At 51.1% G+C, this 16,537-nt stretch carries 11 protein-coding genes; 8 read left to right on the top strand and 3 right to left on the bottom strand.

The window, feature by feature from the left end:
• Positions 1-7: 7 nt before the first annotated feature.
• On the top strand, positions 8-991 hold the full coding sequence (locus ACN0YR_RS05105) for a hypothetical protein (protein ID WP_417848118.1): 984 nt from the start codon (positions 8-10) through the stop codon (positions 989-991).
• Positions 992-1,121: 130 nt separating this feature from the next.
• Positions 1,122-1,679 (top strand): thioredoxin family protein, encoded by a 558-nt coding sequence (locus ACN0YR_RS05100; protein ID WP_417848117.1) that lies wholly within the window; start codon positions 1,122-1,124, stop codon positions 1,677-1,679.
• 65 nt (positions 1,680-1,744) lie between these two features.
• Here ACN0YR_RS05100 and glgC read toward each other — a convergent pair whose 3' ends face one another.
• Positions 1,745-2,983: a glucose-1-phosphate adenylyltransferase gene (glgC, locus tag ACN0YR_RS05095; protein ID WP_417848116.1), complete on the bottom strand. Its 1,239-nt coding sequence runs from the start codon at positions 2,981-2,983 to the stop codon at positions 1,745-1,747.
• 221 nt (positions 2,984-3,204) lie between these two features.
• Between glgC and ACN0YR_RS05090 the strand changes: the two genes are divergently transcribed.
• Complete coding sequence (locus ACN0YR_RS05090) at positions 3,205-4,227, top strand: mitochondrial fission ELM1 family protein (protein ID WP_417848115.1); 1,023 nt, start codon at positions 3,205-3,207, stop codon at positions 4,225-4,227.
• A 107-nt stretch (positions 4,228-4,334) separates the two neighbouring features.
• On the opposite strand, the gene ACN0YR_RS05085 is transcribed toward ACN0YR_RS05090, so the two are convergent.
• Complete coding sequence (locus ACN0YR_RS05085; protein ID WP_417848114.1) at positions 4,335-7,151, bottom strand: DUF1553 domain-containing protein; 2,817 nt, start codon at positions 7,149-7,151, stop codon at positions 4,335-4,337.
• 92 nt (positions 7,152-7,243) lie between these two features.
• Here ACN0YR_RS05085 and ACN0YR_RS05080 point away from each other — a divergent pair, with 92 nt between their 5' ends.
• From ACN0YR_RS05080 to ACN0YR_RS05070, 3 genes are all read left to right on the top strand, one after another.
• Positions 7,244-8,083: a phytanoyl-CoA dioxygenase family protein gene (locus ACN0YR_RS05080; protein WP_417848113.1), complete on the top strand. Its 840-nt coding sequence runs from the start codon at positions 7,244-7,246 to the stop codon at positions 8,081-8,083.
• Positions 8,084-8,358: 275 nt separating this feature from the next.
• Entirely contained in the window at positions 8,359-11,478 is a 3,120-nt protein-coding gene (locus ACN0YR_RS05075) for a PSD1 and planctomycete cytochrome C domain-containing protein (RefSeq protein WP_417848112.1), read from the top strand.
• A 235-nt stretch (positions 11,479-11,713) separates the two neighbouring features.
• A complete protein-coding gene (locus ACN0YR_RS05070; protein ID WP_417848111.1) occupies positions 11,714-13,144 on the top strand; it encodes a DUF1501 domain-containing protein in 1,431 nt (476 codons plus the stop codon).
• Positions 13,145-13,368: 224 nt separating this feature from the next.
• On the opposite strand, the gene ACN0YR_RS05065 is transcribed toward ACN0YR_RS05070, so the two are convergent.
• Entirely contained in the window at positions 13,369-14,370 is a 1,002-nt protein-coding gene (locus ACN0YR_RS05065; protein WP_417848110.1) for a sugar phosphate isomerase/epimerase family protein, read from the bottom strand.
• A gap of 158 nt (positions 14,371-14,528) precedes the next feature.
• Here ACN0YR_RS05065 and ACN0YR_RS05060 point away from each other — a divergent pair, with 158 nt between their 5' ends.
• Both ACN0YR_RS05060 and ACN0YR_RS05055 read left to right on the top strand, forming a co-directional pair.
• On the top strand, positions 14,529-14,984 hold the full coding sequence (locus ACN0YR_RS05060; RefSeq protein ID WP_417848109.1) for a hypothetical protein: 456 nt from the start codon (positions 14,529-14,531) through the stop codon (positions 14,982-14,984).
• A gap of 459 nt (positions 14,985-15,443) precedes the next feature.
• Positions 15,444-16,529, top strand: a complete 1,086-nt coding sequence (locus tag ACN0YR_RS05055; RefSeq protein WP_417848108.1) for an XdhC family protein — start codon at positions 15,444-15,446, stop codon at positions 16,527-16,529.
• The last annotated feature ends 8 nt before the right edge of the window (positions 16,530-16,537 follow it).

Below are 16,537 nucleotides of genomic sequence, written 5' to 3'. Positions count from 1 at the left end.
ATCGAACATGAAAAATCCATACATCTTAACTCTCGCATTGCTCCTCTTTTTTGCAGGCTCACTGCGCGCTGTCACGGCATGGTCACAGGATGCAAACACCCCTCCCGCTGACACCCCGAAAACATCTGAAGATGCTGACAGCAAAGAACTTGCGCCTCCCAATGAAGAGGCACTTCTGGTTCTCCAGGAAGCTCGATCTCGACTGCTGCGATATGAATTCGTGCAGGCGGATCTCGCACAAAGAATTTCTTTGGGAGATTTTCGCTTTGAGGCAACCGGGAAATACTATGCGAGCCATCCATTCAAAACGCGGCTTGAGTATTCAGTCAAACTAGGCGAAATGGAGGGAGTCTTCCTCGAAGTCTGCGATGGACAAGTATTGCACACGAGCCGACAGATCACTTCAGCTTCAGTCGGAAAGAAGGAAGATGCGACCCCGCAAATCGAATTAACGCGTCGCGATATCCAAAAAATCATCAACGAAACCAACTTACACATCGATCAACCCGACGCAGTACGAGCTGCCGAAATCGGAATTGGAGGAGTCCCCGCAATCCTCGCTTCACTCGAGCGAGTCATCATTTTTGATTCGATTCGTGAGGAAGATGAAGACGGAAAACCTGTCATCATCTTACAAGGTCGCTGGAATGAGGAAGAGAAAGGGAAGTTGCTCACCGGGCTGGGGGGGCTTTCCTCGCAAGTTCAACAGTTTCTTCCGGATCGGGTCAGAGTGACCTTCGACAAGCAAACGCTATTTCCTCAAAAGTTCCAGTACCTCAAAAAGCTCTCTGAAGAGAGATCAACGTACAGTCCTCTTTTGACTGTCGAATTCAGTAACGTGGTCATCAACGAGCCGATCCCGGTTCAGCGATTCACCTACATCCCCCCACCGGGAATGGAAGAACGAGACGAAACGGACACATTCATCAAAGGGATTCAGGATGCAGCCGCTGCTTCCGCTTCTCCTCCTGCTGAAACGAAGCAGGAGTAAATTTCGAATCGATTTCCAGCGACTGGCAATCAGGGGATCGCGATCTTCAGCAAAAGCCTTTCGTCTGATGAGAGCAGTTTCCTCTCACGACAGAAATTCACCGTAGATCCTCAGCAAATCAGGTATCACCATGGACTACTCAGCACAATTTGATCAAGCACATTCGTATCAGGATTTCCTCAAGAAGTATGCGACTCCAGAGCAAGAGCGTCGGTGGAGCGACTTCTATGATTCCGTCACACTAACTGACGAACAACAAACCTTGCTCAAAAGTTTTGTACGAGAAATGAAAGTTCTCGTGATGGCGGGGGCATGGTGCGGTGACTGTGTCAACCAGTGTCCGATCTTCGAACATTTCGCAGCGATCAATCCCCTCATCAAGATTCGCTTTGCAGATCGTGACGATTCTCCAGAACTCTCGGAAGAATTAAAGACCTGCGGCGGTGCTCGCGTTCCGGCGATTGTATTCCTCAGCGAAGATGGACAATTCTGTGGACGCGCCGGAGACCGCACCCTCTCGAAATACCGAAGCGTGATGGCTGAACTCGGGGGAGCAACATGCCCTACCGGGCTCGCTGCCGATGCCGAATTAACAACTGCGGTGATTCAAGACTGGGTCAACGAATTCGAACGCATCCAGTGGATGCTGCGGACATCCTCCCGCCTGCGCCAACTCCACGGAGACTGATTCACGGAATTCACAGAGACTGAAAGTTGAAGAGGTGAAGATCACGACTCGTAGTCTTCACCGCTTCAGACCTCGAAGTGGTAATCTTTTGGGACAATGACCAGGCCGGAGTCGGTACAGGTGAGGCGGTTCATTAAGTCTTGCTCGCGGTGATATCCAATCGTGAAGCCGTCCGGCACCTGGACATTTTTGTCGACAATTGCATTCCGCACCCGTGCATTTCGACCGATTGTTACGCCGGAAAAGAGGATCGAGTCTTGAACATCGGAATAGCTTTCAACTCTCACGGATTGTGATATGACAGACCGTGTCACTTTGCCGCCAGAAATAATACTGCCCGGCCCGACGAGACTATCAATCGCATGTCCGACGCGGGGCGGTGTGGCATCTTCATCCGCAAACACAAACTTCGGTGGTGGCATCGGAGGATTGTAGCCTCGGATTGGCCAGGAAAAGTCATAAAGATTCAACTTCGGTTCGACGGAAATTAAATCCATGGTCGCTTCATAATAGGAATCGATCGTTCCGACATCGCGCCAGTAAATTGGATTATTATTGTCATCTTTGACAGTGTACGCACGCACCTGACTCTTCTGAATCATGCGGGGAAGCAGGTCTTTTCCAAAATCGTGCGAACTCTTCGGCAATGCCGCGTCGTGACACAGTTCATTGAACAAGAATGAGGTTTTGAACGCATAGATTCCCATCGAAGCGAGGCATCGACTCGAATCACCGGGAATCGGAAACGGGTCGTCCGGTTTTTCTTCAAAGCGTTGAACCCAGTTTTCGCTGTCAACTCCCATCACTCCGAAATCGCGCCCCTCTTCACGTTGAACAGGGAGGCAGGCGATGGTGCAATCCGCATTGGAATTGAGATGATCCCTCAAAAATGGCTCGTAATCCATCTTGTAAATATGATCACCAGAGAGGATCAGGATGGTCTCTGGATCAGCTTGTTCAATGGTATAAATGTTTTGGTAAACGGCATCAGCTGTCCCCCGATACCAATGCTCGCCGACACGTTGCTGCGGTGGCAGAACTTCGATGAATTCCCCCAGTTCACGGCATAAAAAATCCCACTGAAGATGGATGTGGCGATCCAGACTGGCAGCCTTGTACTGAGTCAGCAACAGGACACGACGAAGCTCACTGTTGATGCAATTCGAAAGCACAAAGTCGATAATGCGGTAAATTCCTCCGAAGGGAACAGAGGGTTTAGAACGATCGAGTGTTAATGGTTCCAGTCGAGACCCTTTTCCCCCTGCGAGGATGAGAGTCAGTACATTTTGCATGCCTTCACTCACTGAATATATGTTCAATTTCGCATAAGTTTCTTAGCTCTCTTTCGATTTGATCCGATTTCACCAGATTGTCAATGGCGATTCCGAACTCCAGCAATTTGCGTTGAAAACTCTCATTATCGGGCTCACAAATTCGGGTATGTCGAACGGCATCATTCCATTATTATCTCGAATGGATGAATGCTTTCCAGCAGCGATATCTCAAGAAGAGTTGAGACGAGAAAATGACTGACACAGCCAACGTCAACACTCCTTCATTTTCCTCTTTGACATGCTGGACAATTGCTGATGGAGCGGCCGGGCATCAAAGTCAATTACGCGGGCTGGCGGAAGCGATTGGAGTGACATCGATCCCCTTCGACGCCCGCATTCGATTTCCGTGGAGGCTGCTCCCTTCGCCACTCGTCTCACTCAAGCCGGCAACGTTTCGCACGACAGAGAATGTTTCACAACTCCCTTCACCAGACATCCTTATGAGTTGTGGCCGACAGGCTGCTTTGGCTGCGTTGTCATTCAAGAAATCTTACAACAACTCAGCGTTTCTGATTCATCTCCAAGATCCACAGCGCAGCCGAAGCAGCTTCGATCTCATCGTCGCTCCGGAGCACGATAAACTTCAGGGACAAAACGTCATTCAAACCCTCGGAGCGATGCACCATCTCTCTCTGGAAAAACTTCAGGAGGCTGCCAGAATCGGACCAGTCAGCGGTTTGGACAAGTTGACATCCCGCTTCATCGCAGTCCTTCTCGGTGGCCCCAACAAGTATTATGCATTCGATGACAACGACGTCCAGAAATTGACGGAGCACCTACAAGCCGCAGCCAGCGATGATCTTCAACTGGCGATAATTCCATCCCGACGGACTCCTTCCAAAGCGACAGCTGCGCTGAGGCAAACTTTCGGAGAAGATCATTTTGTGTGGGACGGAAAAGGAGAAAATCCTTACTTGTCGGCACTCGCACTCTGCTCATACTGCGTCGTCACGAATGATTCCGTCTCGATGATTTCCGAAGCGACCGCAACCGGGCAACCGGTCTTTATCGAGATGCTCGATGAAAAACGTCCAGCGAAGAAATTCCAACAATTTCATACGGCCATGATCGAAGGTTCGTTCGCAAAACCTTTCGATGGAACAATTGAAGACTGGATGTACGAACCGCCCGACGAAGCAAACCGCGTCGCAGAGCGAGTTCGGCAAGAGCTCGCAAAAAAATGGCCAAACAACAAAGAAAAAGCGAACTTATAACTTCACTCTAACGGTGTGAAAGCAGGCAAGACGGAACGACGCTTTCTGTATCGCCCAGTGGCTCAGCGGGGTCTCAAGGGAGACTAAAAACCTAATTGAAACGTGTGCTATTCGACAAATCGAAAGTCGAGGCTTCCAAAGAGTGCCTGGCAGACTTGTGACCATGCTTCGAGAGACTCCGGGTCGTCTTCCAGAAAATCTCCGAACAATCTTTGTTCGTCGCTGGTCGGATATCGATTCAATGTTGTCAGGATAAGCCATTCGAGTCGTTGAGGTGTGTCGCCTTCGATTGCCAGCACTCGCTTTGCTGTTTCTTCAGAACGCATGTGCACAAATTCGCTGTTCATCAGGAAGAGCGACTGTGGTGAGACTGTACTGGAGGTCCGGCGGCCTTGAGACAAATTTGGGTCTGGAAAATCGAAGACGGTGAAAAGGTCCGGGAGTCGATTACGAAACACGGGCAAGTACACTGCCCGTTTTCCAAAATCGAATTTGTACCCGTACTCACTTCTCGTCCCGGGCCGCATTGAGTTCCCTGCTGGGGTTGGGTCCAGTTCACCACTCATGGAAAGAAGAGCGTCATGAATCGATTCTGCTCTCAGGCGTTTTCGATTCTGGTGAGTGAGGTAGCGGTTCTCTGGGTCCTTGGCTGAAACTGCTGACAACGAGCTGTCGAGTTGATAGGTCCGAGTGAGGACAATCTGGCGAATCAATTTCTTCATGGACCAACCATTTTCGACGAATTCACTGGCGAGAAAATCAAGCAGCTCCGGATGAGATGGCGTTTCGCCCGGCACACCGAAGTTATCAACCGTTCGAACCAGCCCAACTCCGAACAGGGAATGCCAGACACGATTCACGAAGACTCGGGCCGTGAGCGGATTTTCCGGGCTCGCAATCCAGTTGGCGAATTCGAGTCGACCACTTGTATCGTCAGGTAAGGAAACCGGTTCGGAACTCTGAATCACTGACAAAAAGCCACGTTTAACCGGTTCACCCAAATTATGGACGTTGCCACGGATGCACACGAAGTAGTCTTCTGCTTGTTCCATTTCCTCCACAGAGACTGCCAACGGCGGCTTCTCAGGAGCGTTGGCCTCCAGTTTTTTCAGCTTCGCCTGCAGTGCAGTGAGCTCGACGTTTGCTTCTGCCAACTCTTTTTGAAGTTTGTCGGCTAACTCGCCGTTGACCTCGGATTTCGAAATCAAACGGACAGCATCAATGATTGTGGGAGACATCTCCGTCGGACGAATCTGTACAGTCAGCAGTTCTCCCACTTCAAATTCCCCGAGTGAATGAAAGGTTCCATCCTCATTGGGGGCCAGCTGTTGGTTGATCAAAAACTCTTTTTCCCCTTCTGAATGTTGAACCGTCACTTTTGCTTTTCGCGTACGGTTCGATGAAGGGGTGTAGCTAATCTGGACCTCATACAGTCCCGGTTGAAGCGGGATCTCATAAGTCGCACTTGAGGTCAGATCTGAGGAGTGCCGATAATTCTCACCAATGTACCCTTTAACTGATTGACTTTCCGTCCAGTCCCCAACCAACGTCGCCTGGTCCGTATCGACGAGGATCGCTGGCAAGCCGACTTTCAATTGAGTCATGCGAGCCTGGAGTTTCCGGAGAGCCTCATTTGTCTCCGCAAGATTCGATTCATGCTTTCGAATGAGATCAGTTTGCTGCTGCGACTGAGGAAGTGGAGTTGAGACCCACCTTGAAACGTTTCCATCAACCAATGAGTTTGTGCTTCTGAAAATCCCCGCCAAAGCGTAATAGTCGCTCGTTGGAATGGGATCGAATTTGTGATCGTGACAGCGGGCACAGCCAATCGTCATCCCTAAAAAGACGCGCCCGGTCGTGTCGATTTGCTCATCCACGATATCCATTCGCAGCTGCTCCTTGTCCTGGTTCTCGTAGTTATGAGGCCCCAAAGCGAGAAAAGCCGTTGCGATGATCTGCTGCTGCCGTTGCTCATAATTTTCTGCTTCCAGAAGGTCTCCGGCAAGCTGTTCCAGAATGAATGTGTCGTAAGGTTTGTCGGCATTGAAGCTGTCGATGACATAGTTGCGATATCGCCACGACTCGCCGTAGAGCAACGATCTTCCCCCGCCTGTCGATTCCGAATACCGGGCAAGGTCCAGCCAATACCGTCCCCAATGCTCTCCGAAATTCTTCGAAGCAAATAATTCATCAATCACCTCAGTCCACCGTGCGTCACTTTGGTTCGATTGAAATGCTAGAACCTGTTCGGCACTCGGAGGAAGTCCTGTCAAATCAAAATACAAACGACGGAGAAGCGTCAGGTCGCCAGCATCGGCCCCGGGGCGAAGACCATGCTCTTCCTGTTTCGCGAGAATGAACTGATCGATTTTTGATTGTGGCCAATCAGTGAGCTGAACTTTCGGCAGAGTGACTTTCCTGAGAGGTTTAAAGCTCCAGAATTGACGGCCTGTTTCCAGATCCATTCCCATTTTTTTGGCTGCCGCTTTCGATGTCGCCTCTCTTGGATCGGGGGCTCCCATGGCGATCCAGGCTTCAAAGTCGCTGATCACCTGCTCGGGGAGCTTCTGCTTTGGCGGCATCTCGAAAGTTTCATGCTTCAATGCATCGAGAAGCGTCCCTTCTCCCGGTTTTCCGGGGACGACGGACTCTCCGCTATCGCCCCCTTTTCGAAAGGCCTCTGCACTGTCGACAAGTAATCCACCTCGAACGATCTTCGAATCTGCAGAGTGGCACTCGTAGCAATGTTCAACCAGTACGGGGCGGATCTTCTTCTCAAAGAAATCGAGACCGACCTCCGATACGGAATTTTCTTCATCCTCTGCATGACACAGTGCAAGTGAGCCAAGCAGTTGGAAAGAAAGGGAGAAGAAAACAACAACAGCGATTCGATAAGAGGAGAGCGGGGTGAGTCGTGGAGTCATTGTTACATCGAAAATCAGGATCAGTTTTTTATTGCCGAACTAAAAGGCTATCATATTCACCGCTCCTTATACTAACGCAATCGAGGTTTTCGATGTCTGACGCAACTCGCAATTTCAAAATGATCCCCGATCAGGAAGAACTGGACCAGATGGAACGGGACCTTTCCTTCTACCCCAGCAAAGTGACATCGCCGAAGATTCTCTCTAAAGAGCAAGTCGAACACTTCAACCGCGAGGGCTATGTTCGACCGATTCCGATTTTCGATGACGCTGAAATCAATGAAATTCGCAGCTATTTCGACGAGCTACTAAACCGGGTCATTGCCGAAGGGGGAGACAGTTATTCAATCAGTTCGGCTCACCTGAAATATGGGCAAGTATATGATCTGCTCAAACATCCGAAAATTGTCGCCTGCGTCACCGACATTCTCGGAGAAAATATTGTGGGGTGGGGCTCACATTTCTTTTGCAAAATGCCGCATGATGGCAAATCAGTCGCTTGGCACCAAGATGCGAGTTACTGGCCTCTCTCCCCTTCCAAAGCACTCACCGTCTGGCTGGCGATTGATGATGCCGACATCGAGAACGCCTGTATGAAGTTCGTATCGGGAAGCCACCACGTCGGGCATTTAACATATCGCCCCAGCGACTCGGGGGAACATAATGTTCTGAATCAAACTGTTGAAGATCCTGAACAATATGGGGCTGTCGTTTACGATGAACTCAAAGCGGGGCAGATTTCGTTGCATTCGGATCTTCTGCTTCACGGATCAGAAGCCAACAACAGCGACCGGCGCCGTTGTGGACTGACTCTTCGATATGCGGCCTGCGATGTCCACGCTGCCATGAACTGGAACGAAAAGGGGGTTCTTGTGAATGGCCAAGATGCCAGCGGACATTGGGCGAATCGCGAACGTCCACAAAATGATTGAAGCATTTTCAATGCTTGTTGTGCCAGTAAAGGTCGCTTTCATGCCCTCAGGAATTATTAGAACCCTTGTACCTGAACCATCCCTCACAACCGATCGGCCCGCACAATTCCCTAAATGTCTACTTCGAATAAGGGCGAAAGCCTTTCTGTAAATTCGTCCACTATTGATCTCACTAATTAGTTGTGGGACAATAACAACATGCGATCCACGACTGTTGCGGCGCCATGTCCTTCAGTTCCCGCCCCATTCCCTCCCTCCTGTGAAGAAGAGTGACCGTGAGAAAACCTGCGCCTTGGTGGTCAACCCTTTTCTGTCTGCTCTGTGTTCCTCAGCTTGGAAATGCAGAGGATGTGGATATCCCTCGTTTTGAGTCAGAGATCAGACCGATCTTTCGAGAGTTCTGCTTCGACTGTCACGGTGCAACCACAGAGATGGAAGCCAATCTCGACTTGCGTCTTGTCCGGTTTCTGAAACGAGGCGGAGATTCTGGCCCCGCGATTGACTTGGACAACGCACCTGCCAGCCTGCTGTTAGAGCGATTAATATCTGGCGAAATGCCACCCGGGGAAGCGCGTGTCCCCGCCGAAAAGATTGCGATTCTGGAACGCTGGATACAAGGTGGAGCACTCACGCATCGACCAGAACCAGAAGAGATTGGTGATGGTGTTCCGTTGAGTGTCGAGGAACGAAGTTACTGGGCCTATCAACCGATCACGCCTCCTGCGATTCCGGAGATGAAAGAAGAGAGAGTCCGCACTCCGATCGATGCGCTGATCCTCGCTGCGATGCCAGAGGGCTTGTCGTTCTCCGAAGATGCGGACCGACTGACACTCATCAAACGCGTCTACTTTGACCTCACCGGTCTCCCCCCTTCACCGGACGAACTGAAGCACTGGCTCGAAACGACTGATGCCGACTGGTACGACAAGTTGCTCACCGCAGTCCTTGCTTCGCCTCACTATGGCGAACGCTGGTCACGACACTGGCTGGACGTCGCAGGCTATGCCGATTCAGAAGGGTTTACTAACAAAGATGCTACCCGCCCATGGGTCTGGAAATATCGTGATTATGTGATTCACTCGCTGAACGCAGACAAACCTTTCGACCGCTTTGTGGCTGAGCAACTTGCTGGTGACGAACTCGCAGGACCGAAACAGGGAGACTGGACATCCGAACAAATCGAACTCCTGACAGCGACCGGTTTTTTACGACTCGCTGCCGACGGAACCGGCTCGGGCGACAACAGCCCCGAAGCACGAAACAAAGTGATTGCCGACACCATGAAGATTGTCGGCAATTCGCTGATGGGGATGAGTCTGAACTGCGCTCAGTGTCATGATCACCGCTACGATCCGATTTCCCATGCCGACTACTTCGCCGTCCGCTCTGTCTTTGAACCGGCACTCGATTGGCAGCAATGGAAGACACCTCCTCAACGTCTCGTTTCACTGTATACCCAAGCCGACCGTGAAGCGGCTGCCAAGATCGAAGCTGAAGTTCAAAAGATCGCTGCGGAGAAAAGTGTTAAGCAAAAAGAATACATGCAGCAGGCACTTGAGAAGGAACTGCTGAAGTATGAAGAGCCCCTACGCGAGCAATTGAAATTAGCATACGAAACAGCTGACAAAGAACGCACCCCGGAACAAAAGCAACTACTCGACAAGAATCCGAGTGTGAAGATCACTCCAGGAGTGCTCTATCAGTACCTCCCTAAAGCTGCCGAAGAACTGAAAGAGTTTGACAAGCAGATTGCTGAAATTCGCAAACAGAAACCACCCGAAGAGTTTCTGCGAGTCCTGGCAGAGCCCGCAAACCATGCGGTCGTTACAAAGCTGTTTCATCGCGGAGACCACAATCAACCGAAACAGGAGATCGAGCCGGGACCGATTGCCGTTGTGATGCCCGAAGGAAAAGCAGAACCGTTCCCTCGAGACAATCCTGAACTCGCCACAAGTGGCCGGCGTCTTGCATTTGCTCACTGGCTCAGTTCAAAAGAAAACCCATTGTTGGCCAGGACAATTGTCAACCGAGTCTGGATGCACCACTTCGGCGTCGGACTTGTTCCCACTGCAGGAGATTTCGGCAAGCTGGGTGGAGAACCTTCACACCCAGAGCTACTCGACTGGCTGGCTGCCAGGTTCGTGGAAGAAGGTTGGAGCTTAAAGAAATTACACCGAGTGATTCTCTCTTCCACAACTTGGCGACAATCCACATTTCGCGATCCTGCAAAGAACGAGCTCGACCAGGAAAACCGATTTTACTGGCGGAAGTCATTGCAGCGACTCGATGCAGAAATTGTCCGGGATCGTATGTTGGCAGCTTCAGGAAGCTTAAGTGCTGAGATCGGCGGCGCCCCTGCCGCAATTAAAGAAGACGAAACCGGTCAGGTCGTGGTCGATGGTGCGCAATCCCGCCGCAGCCTGTATGTTCAAGTACGGCGATCCCAACCCGTCGCGATGCTGCAAATGTTCGACGCTCCAGTCATGGAAGTGAACTGTGAATCGCGGTCTTCATCGACCGTTGCGACTCAATCACTCATGCTGCTCAATGGTGAATTTATTCTCGATCAAGCTGGGAAACTTGCAGATCGTGCAATGAAAGATGCTCCTCCACTCAACGCTGAACGTCTCGCAGCTCTCCCCAAAATCCCCGACTCGGCCTCTTCGTGGTCGTACGGGTATGGCATGTATGACGAAGCAACCAAGCGAATGATCTTTACTCCATACCCAGTGTGGGGAGACAATCGCTGGCAAGGGGGAGAGAAAGTTCCCGACGCTTCCATCGGCTGGTCTTTCGTGAATTCAACCGGTGGACACCCTGGCAAACCGGACAAAGGTTCGATTCGTCGCTGGACTGCGAAGTCAGCTGGTGAATTCAAGATTACCGGCAAACTGAGCCATGGAAGCCCGAATGGTGATGGCGTACGTGGACGCATCGTCTCCTCAGTGCAAGGCTTACTCGGTGAATGGAGTGTTCTCAACGGATCGAAACCAACTCCAGTACAAGTTCACACTGTGGCCGCAGGTGAAACGATTGACTTCGTACTCGACTGCCTGGCTAATGAAAACTCTGATTCCTTCACCTGGACTTCCGAAGTGGAATTCACACCCAAAGAGGGAACTCCACAGACATTTGACTCCAAAGCACAGTTCCATGGACCACTCCCAGACGGTCGTGAGCTGCCTGCTCAAATCCAGCAAGCCTGGGAATTCGCCTTATGCCGCAAACCCGAACAGTCCGAATTGAATCTGGCTGTCACATTTGCAGCCCAGCAAATTTCCAGCTTCGAAACGAACCCGCAAGGAATCCCCGAGGGGAGCACTGCTCATCGGCAGGCTCTTGTGAACTTGTGCCAAATGCTAATGACCTCGAACGAATTCTTGTACATCGACTGATAAGAGCATTTTCAATCCTTGTCGTGCCTGTGAAGATCACTTTTTTGATTTTATAGACGGCTCACCACCAGGCAGGACGAAATGATGAATATCAGAACCCGCCCGATCACTTTAGAAACAATCAGTTTTCTCTATCTGAGCGAGTCAATTCAGGCTGCAGGATCAATTCCAGAATCGATCCTGCAGCTGACTCGCAACCAAGAACAAGACATCAATTTAGACATAATGGTGCTCCATGATTTCTCGACGTGAATTTCTGAACCAGAATGCAATGGGCGTGGGAGCTGTTGCTCTTAGTTGGTTGATGCAACAGGAACAGGCTCACGCTATTCCAGAGGCTCTCGTTGCGCGTCCGCACAATGATTTGCTTCCGAGAAAACCTCAATTCGCACCGAGCGCGACAGCGATGATTTCGCTGTTCCAACATGGTGGTCCATCCCACATGGACCTCACTGATCCTAAGCCAGAACTCACCAAGTACAGTGGCACGGATTACAGTGGCGATATTCATTTCAGCTTCGTAAATGCAGCCAGCAAGAAGTTGCTCGGAACCCCGTTCGCATTTCAAAAGCACGGTGAATGTGGCACGGAACTCTCCGAACTTTTGCCTCACACCGCGAACATTGTGGACGACATGTGCCTGATCCGCAGCATGCACACGGGAGCGAACGGACACGAAGTTTCTATCCGATACTTCCACGGCGGCATCCCCGGCGTACTGGGTCGGCCCACTCTTGGATCGTGGTTGGTTTACGGACTCGGCTGCGAGTCACAAAATTTGCCTGCCTACATGGTTCTCTCTGATCCTGGTGGTCTTCCAGTCGATGGAGCAACGAACTGGTCGAACGGATACATGCCCGCCATGTTCCAGGGAACCGTTCTCAGGCCGCGCGAACCACGTATTCTGAATCTACAACCACCATCTCATCTGGCAGGTGGTATTCAGCGACAGAATCTCGATTTCCTGCAGGAGTTGAACAAGCAGTATTCCAAGACACATCCCGACGAAGCCGAACTCGATGCTCGTATCGCCAGTTACGAATTGGCAGCCCGCATGCAAACCGCTGCCACCGATGCGCTCGACCTGTCGCAGGAAACAGAAGCGACACAAAAGATGTACGGACTCGATCAAAAGGAAACGCAGGAATACGGAACTCGTTGCCTGATAGCCAGACGACTCGTCGAACGAGGTGTCCGCTTCGTGCAGTTGTTCCATAGTGGCCAACCCTGGGATAACCACAGCAACATTAAACGAGGCTTAGCAAGCATCTGCAAGAAAACCGATCAGCCAGCTGCCGCACTAGTAACGGACCTCAAACAGCGAGGTCTGCTTGATTCGACACTCGTCCACTGGGGAGGAGAAATCGGCAGGCTCCCTGTCGTTCAGGGTGATCCATCTCCCGAAAAGGCTGGGCGGGATCACAACGGACAAGGGTTCAGCATCTGGATGGCTGGTGGCGGAATCCGTGGCGGGATGGCCTACGGGACGACCGACGAATTCGGACACAAAGCAGTCGAAAATGTTGTGACCCCGAATGACTTCCAAGCCACGATCATGCGACTGTTCGGTCTGGACCACGAGCAACTGAAATTCCCGCACAATAACCGGTTCGATATCATCACTCACTCTCGTCCTGCAAAGGTCGTCACAGATATCATCGCATAATGGCATCACCGAAGAGCGATAACATTCAACCGTGAACTGTTCTCCGGAGGCGAAGGATTTCTTTCGCAGGTCAAGTCGGCTCTGGCGATGGCTGTGACCAGTGTTGAACACTTGGCTTCCAACACGATTCGCTCCAGCCCTCGAATGAGAGCGAGTGTAAAAATCAGGGACCGATAAGGTGAGACTACTGTCTCGTCTTATCGGTCCCTTTCTATCTCGATCGATCAATCACCAAAGGCAGCGTCGAAGCGGACGCCGCTTGATTTGAAGTCAATGTTATGGCAGAAGTCGGCAGCTTCGGCAGCCCCCTGTTCGCGGTCCATTCCACAATCTTCCCATTCGACAGAAAGTGGCATATCACCCGGGTAACCAACGGCATTGAGTGCGCGAATAATTTCTTCGAAGCGAACTCCGCCACGACCGACACTACGGAAGTCCCAACCACGTCGTGGATCACCAAATGAGAGGTGGCTGGCGAGAATTCCTGTGCGCCCATTCAGGGTCGTTGCAGCATCTTTCATATGCACATGATAGATGCGGTTTGGGAACTCTCGAATGAATTCTACAGGGTCAACACCTTGCCAAATCAAATGGCTGGGATCAAAGTTGAAACCAAATTCTTCACGGTGCCCAATTGCATCCAGCGCCGTTTTTGCGGAGTAAATATCAAATGCAATTTCTGTCGGATGAACTTCTAAAGCAAAGCGGACGCCACACTCCTGGAAGACGTCCAGAATGGGATTCCAGCGATCTGCAAACTGCTGGAAGCCTGCTTCAATCATCGATGTTGGTGTTGGGGGAAAATCGTACAGGTAAGGCCAGATACTTGATCCGGTGAACCCGTTCACGACACTGACTTCGAGCTTTTGAGCTGCTCGAGCGGTGTTTTTCATTTCCTCGATGGCGCGCTCGTTGACACCGGCGGGGTCACCGTCGCCCCAAACGTATTCGGGAAGAATCGCCTGATGCCGCTGGTCGATATTGTCGCAAACTGCCTGACCTACGAGGTGGTTCGAAATCGCGAACAGCTTCAGGTCGTGACGTTCGAGGAGGTCACGTTTTTTGGCGCAATAGGTATCGTCGGAGAGGGCTTTATCGACTTCGAAGTGGTCACCCCAACAGGCCAGTTCGAGCCCGTCGTAGCCGAACTCCTTCGCTTTTCTGGCAAGTTCTTCCAACGGAAGATCTGCCCACTGGCCTGTAAACAAGGTAACCGGACGCCCCATAGTAATTCTCCTCAAAGATAATCTGACTGGTATGGATGCAAAGATTCCCTCAGAAAGTACCCGAGAACGGTCGAAAGATCAAACGTCTTGTAGCTACCATTCCGAACATGCTTCGTGCATAATTGTAAAAAAAACTTCCTTTCAACAGGTCGCTATCGATGGATCTTTTCCCTGTTCACGTGATTTCACGCGTTTTACATATTCTCGCTGCCATTCTTCTGTTTGGTGGATCACTGTTTATTTTCATGGTCCTCAAACCTGCTGCCAAGGAGCTCCCCGAAGCGGAGCACGAGGCATTCAAAGAACGGATTATGAAGAAATGGCGTGCCTATGTAGGAATGGCCATTGGCTTATTGATCTTCACCGGTTTCTACAACTACGTCGCAGTCGCGATTCCAGAACACAAGGCGGTTGGTGATTCAAAATATCACATGTATATGGGAATCAAAATCCTCCTCGCTTTTGTCGTCTTCTTCATCGTATCGGTGCTACCGGGGCGTGCGAAAGCATTTGAAAAGATGCGACAGAATTCGCAATCCTGGACATTACTCACACTGATCCTGGCAACCGTGGTCGTTGCGATCGCAGGCTTCCTGCGAGTCCGGGGAGTTTAATCGACTCAGTCAGCCGAGCATGAAGCCGAGGCATCATTGAAAATCAGAGTACGGGAACGACTCGTCGATTCCGCGACTTGCATGGCCTGTTGATGCCCGTACCCCGCTCCACTGATGAGAGAATTTTCAATGCCAGACCTGCCCGCCTCGAACTTCATTCACCAGTGAAATTACTGTTCACCACGAGACAGACCGCGGCCGCAATATTGAGAACTGCTCAAGCTTGACCACGACTTTGGTTGCGGTTCTGTTGAGAACGTCAATGAGCGATCGGTGCGACCCTCGAGACTCCTTTCTTTGCAACGACGGCCCGCCTACAATTTTGAGAGTGGGTGTCATGTTCGTGGCTGTGCGATCGTCGTGAATAAGCGAGATCGTCAGCGTCGAGAATTTCACCCGGCCCTGGAGTCTCCTCCCTTTTGCTACACGCTGTCGCTACACCTTGTTGATTGATACAAAATGCGTAACGTTCTGGAAGCGATCATTGCTGCCAGAGAGAGTGGAAAGGATGTCGTTTTCACCTCTCTCATCGAGACCCGTGGATCAACCCCGCAAAAGCCGGGCGCCACGATGCTTGTCTACGAGGATGGTTCGCAAGTCGGAACCCTCGGCGGAGGGTGTGTCGAAGCGGAAGTGAAACGTCAGGCGCTCGAGAACCTCGCCACACGAACGTCAGAGGTCGTCTCGTTTCAGTTGAACCATGACTACGGTTGGGATGACGGCCTGATCTGTGGTGGTCGGATGAAGATGCTGATCAGTCCCGTCGCTGCCCAGACCAATCTGAAATATCTTCAGACAACCCTGGAGTTGCTACAGACTGGGAAAGGACTGACTGAAGCGGTCTTGCTCGATGACTCAATCGGAATCACCGGGACTCAATTTCTGTTTGACCACAATGAAACATTTGTCACCTCTTCAACGGGAGAGACTCCTCCCAGACTTGTGACAGAAAATCTTCCTCCACTCAAGCTTCGCCCGCGACCGAGCGTTTTCAAAGGGGTTTCGTACCTGCCACGCTTGCCGCTGATCAAACTGATCGTAGTTGGTGCCGGTCATATCGGGCGACAATTGACAACTTACGCAACGGATGCTGATTTCGAAGTCACAGTTGTTGATGACCGTGAAATCTATTGCAACCAGGAAAACATCCCGACAGCGAAGAACTGGGTCGTTGGGGAGTTCGACGAAGTCCTCCCGAACCTGAAAATCGACGAGCAAACTTACTGTGTGATTGTAACACGTGGTCACAATCATGATGAAGAGGCCCTGTTTCACATCATCAAGCGGAATCCAAAATTCGTCGGGATGATCGGTTCGAAGCGAAAGATTAAATTGATCTTCGATGACCTGATTCGAAATGGGATTGATGCCGAGTTGCTCGACCGGGTTCGCGCTCCGATCGGGTTGGAAATCGGCTCACAAACCGTCCCGGAAATTGCCATCAGTATAGCTGCTCAGCTGATTCAACACAGAAACTGTGAAAGCAATTCAGCACTGCGAAAAAAAAACACGCCTGCGGATTCAACATCCGAGGCGTGTGATTGAACTGCCAA

This window comes from Thalassoglobus sp., from assembly GCF_048270125.1.
Lineage (GTDB): Bacteria > Planctomycetota > Planctomycetia > Planctomycetales > Planctomycetaceae > Thalassoglobus.
This window is presented reverse-complemented; position numbering and strand designations above follow the sequence as displayed.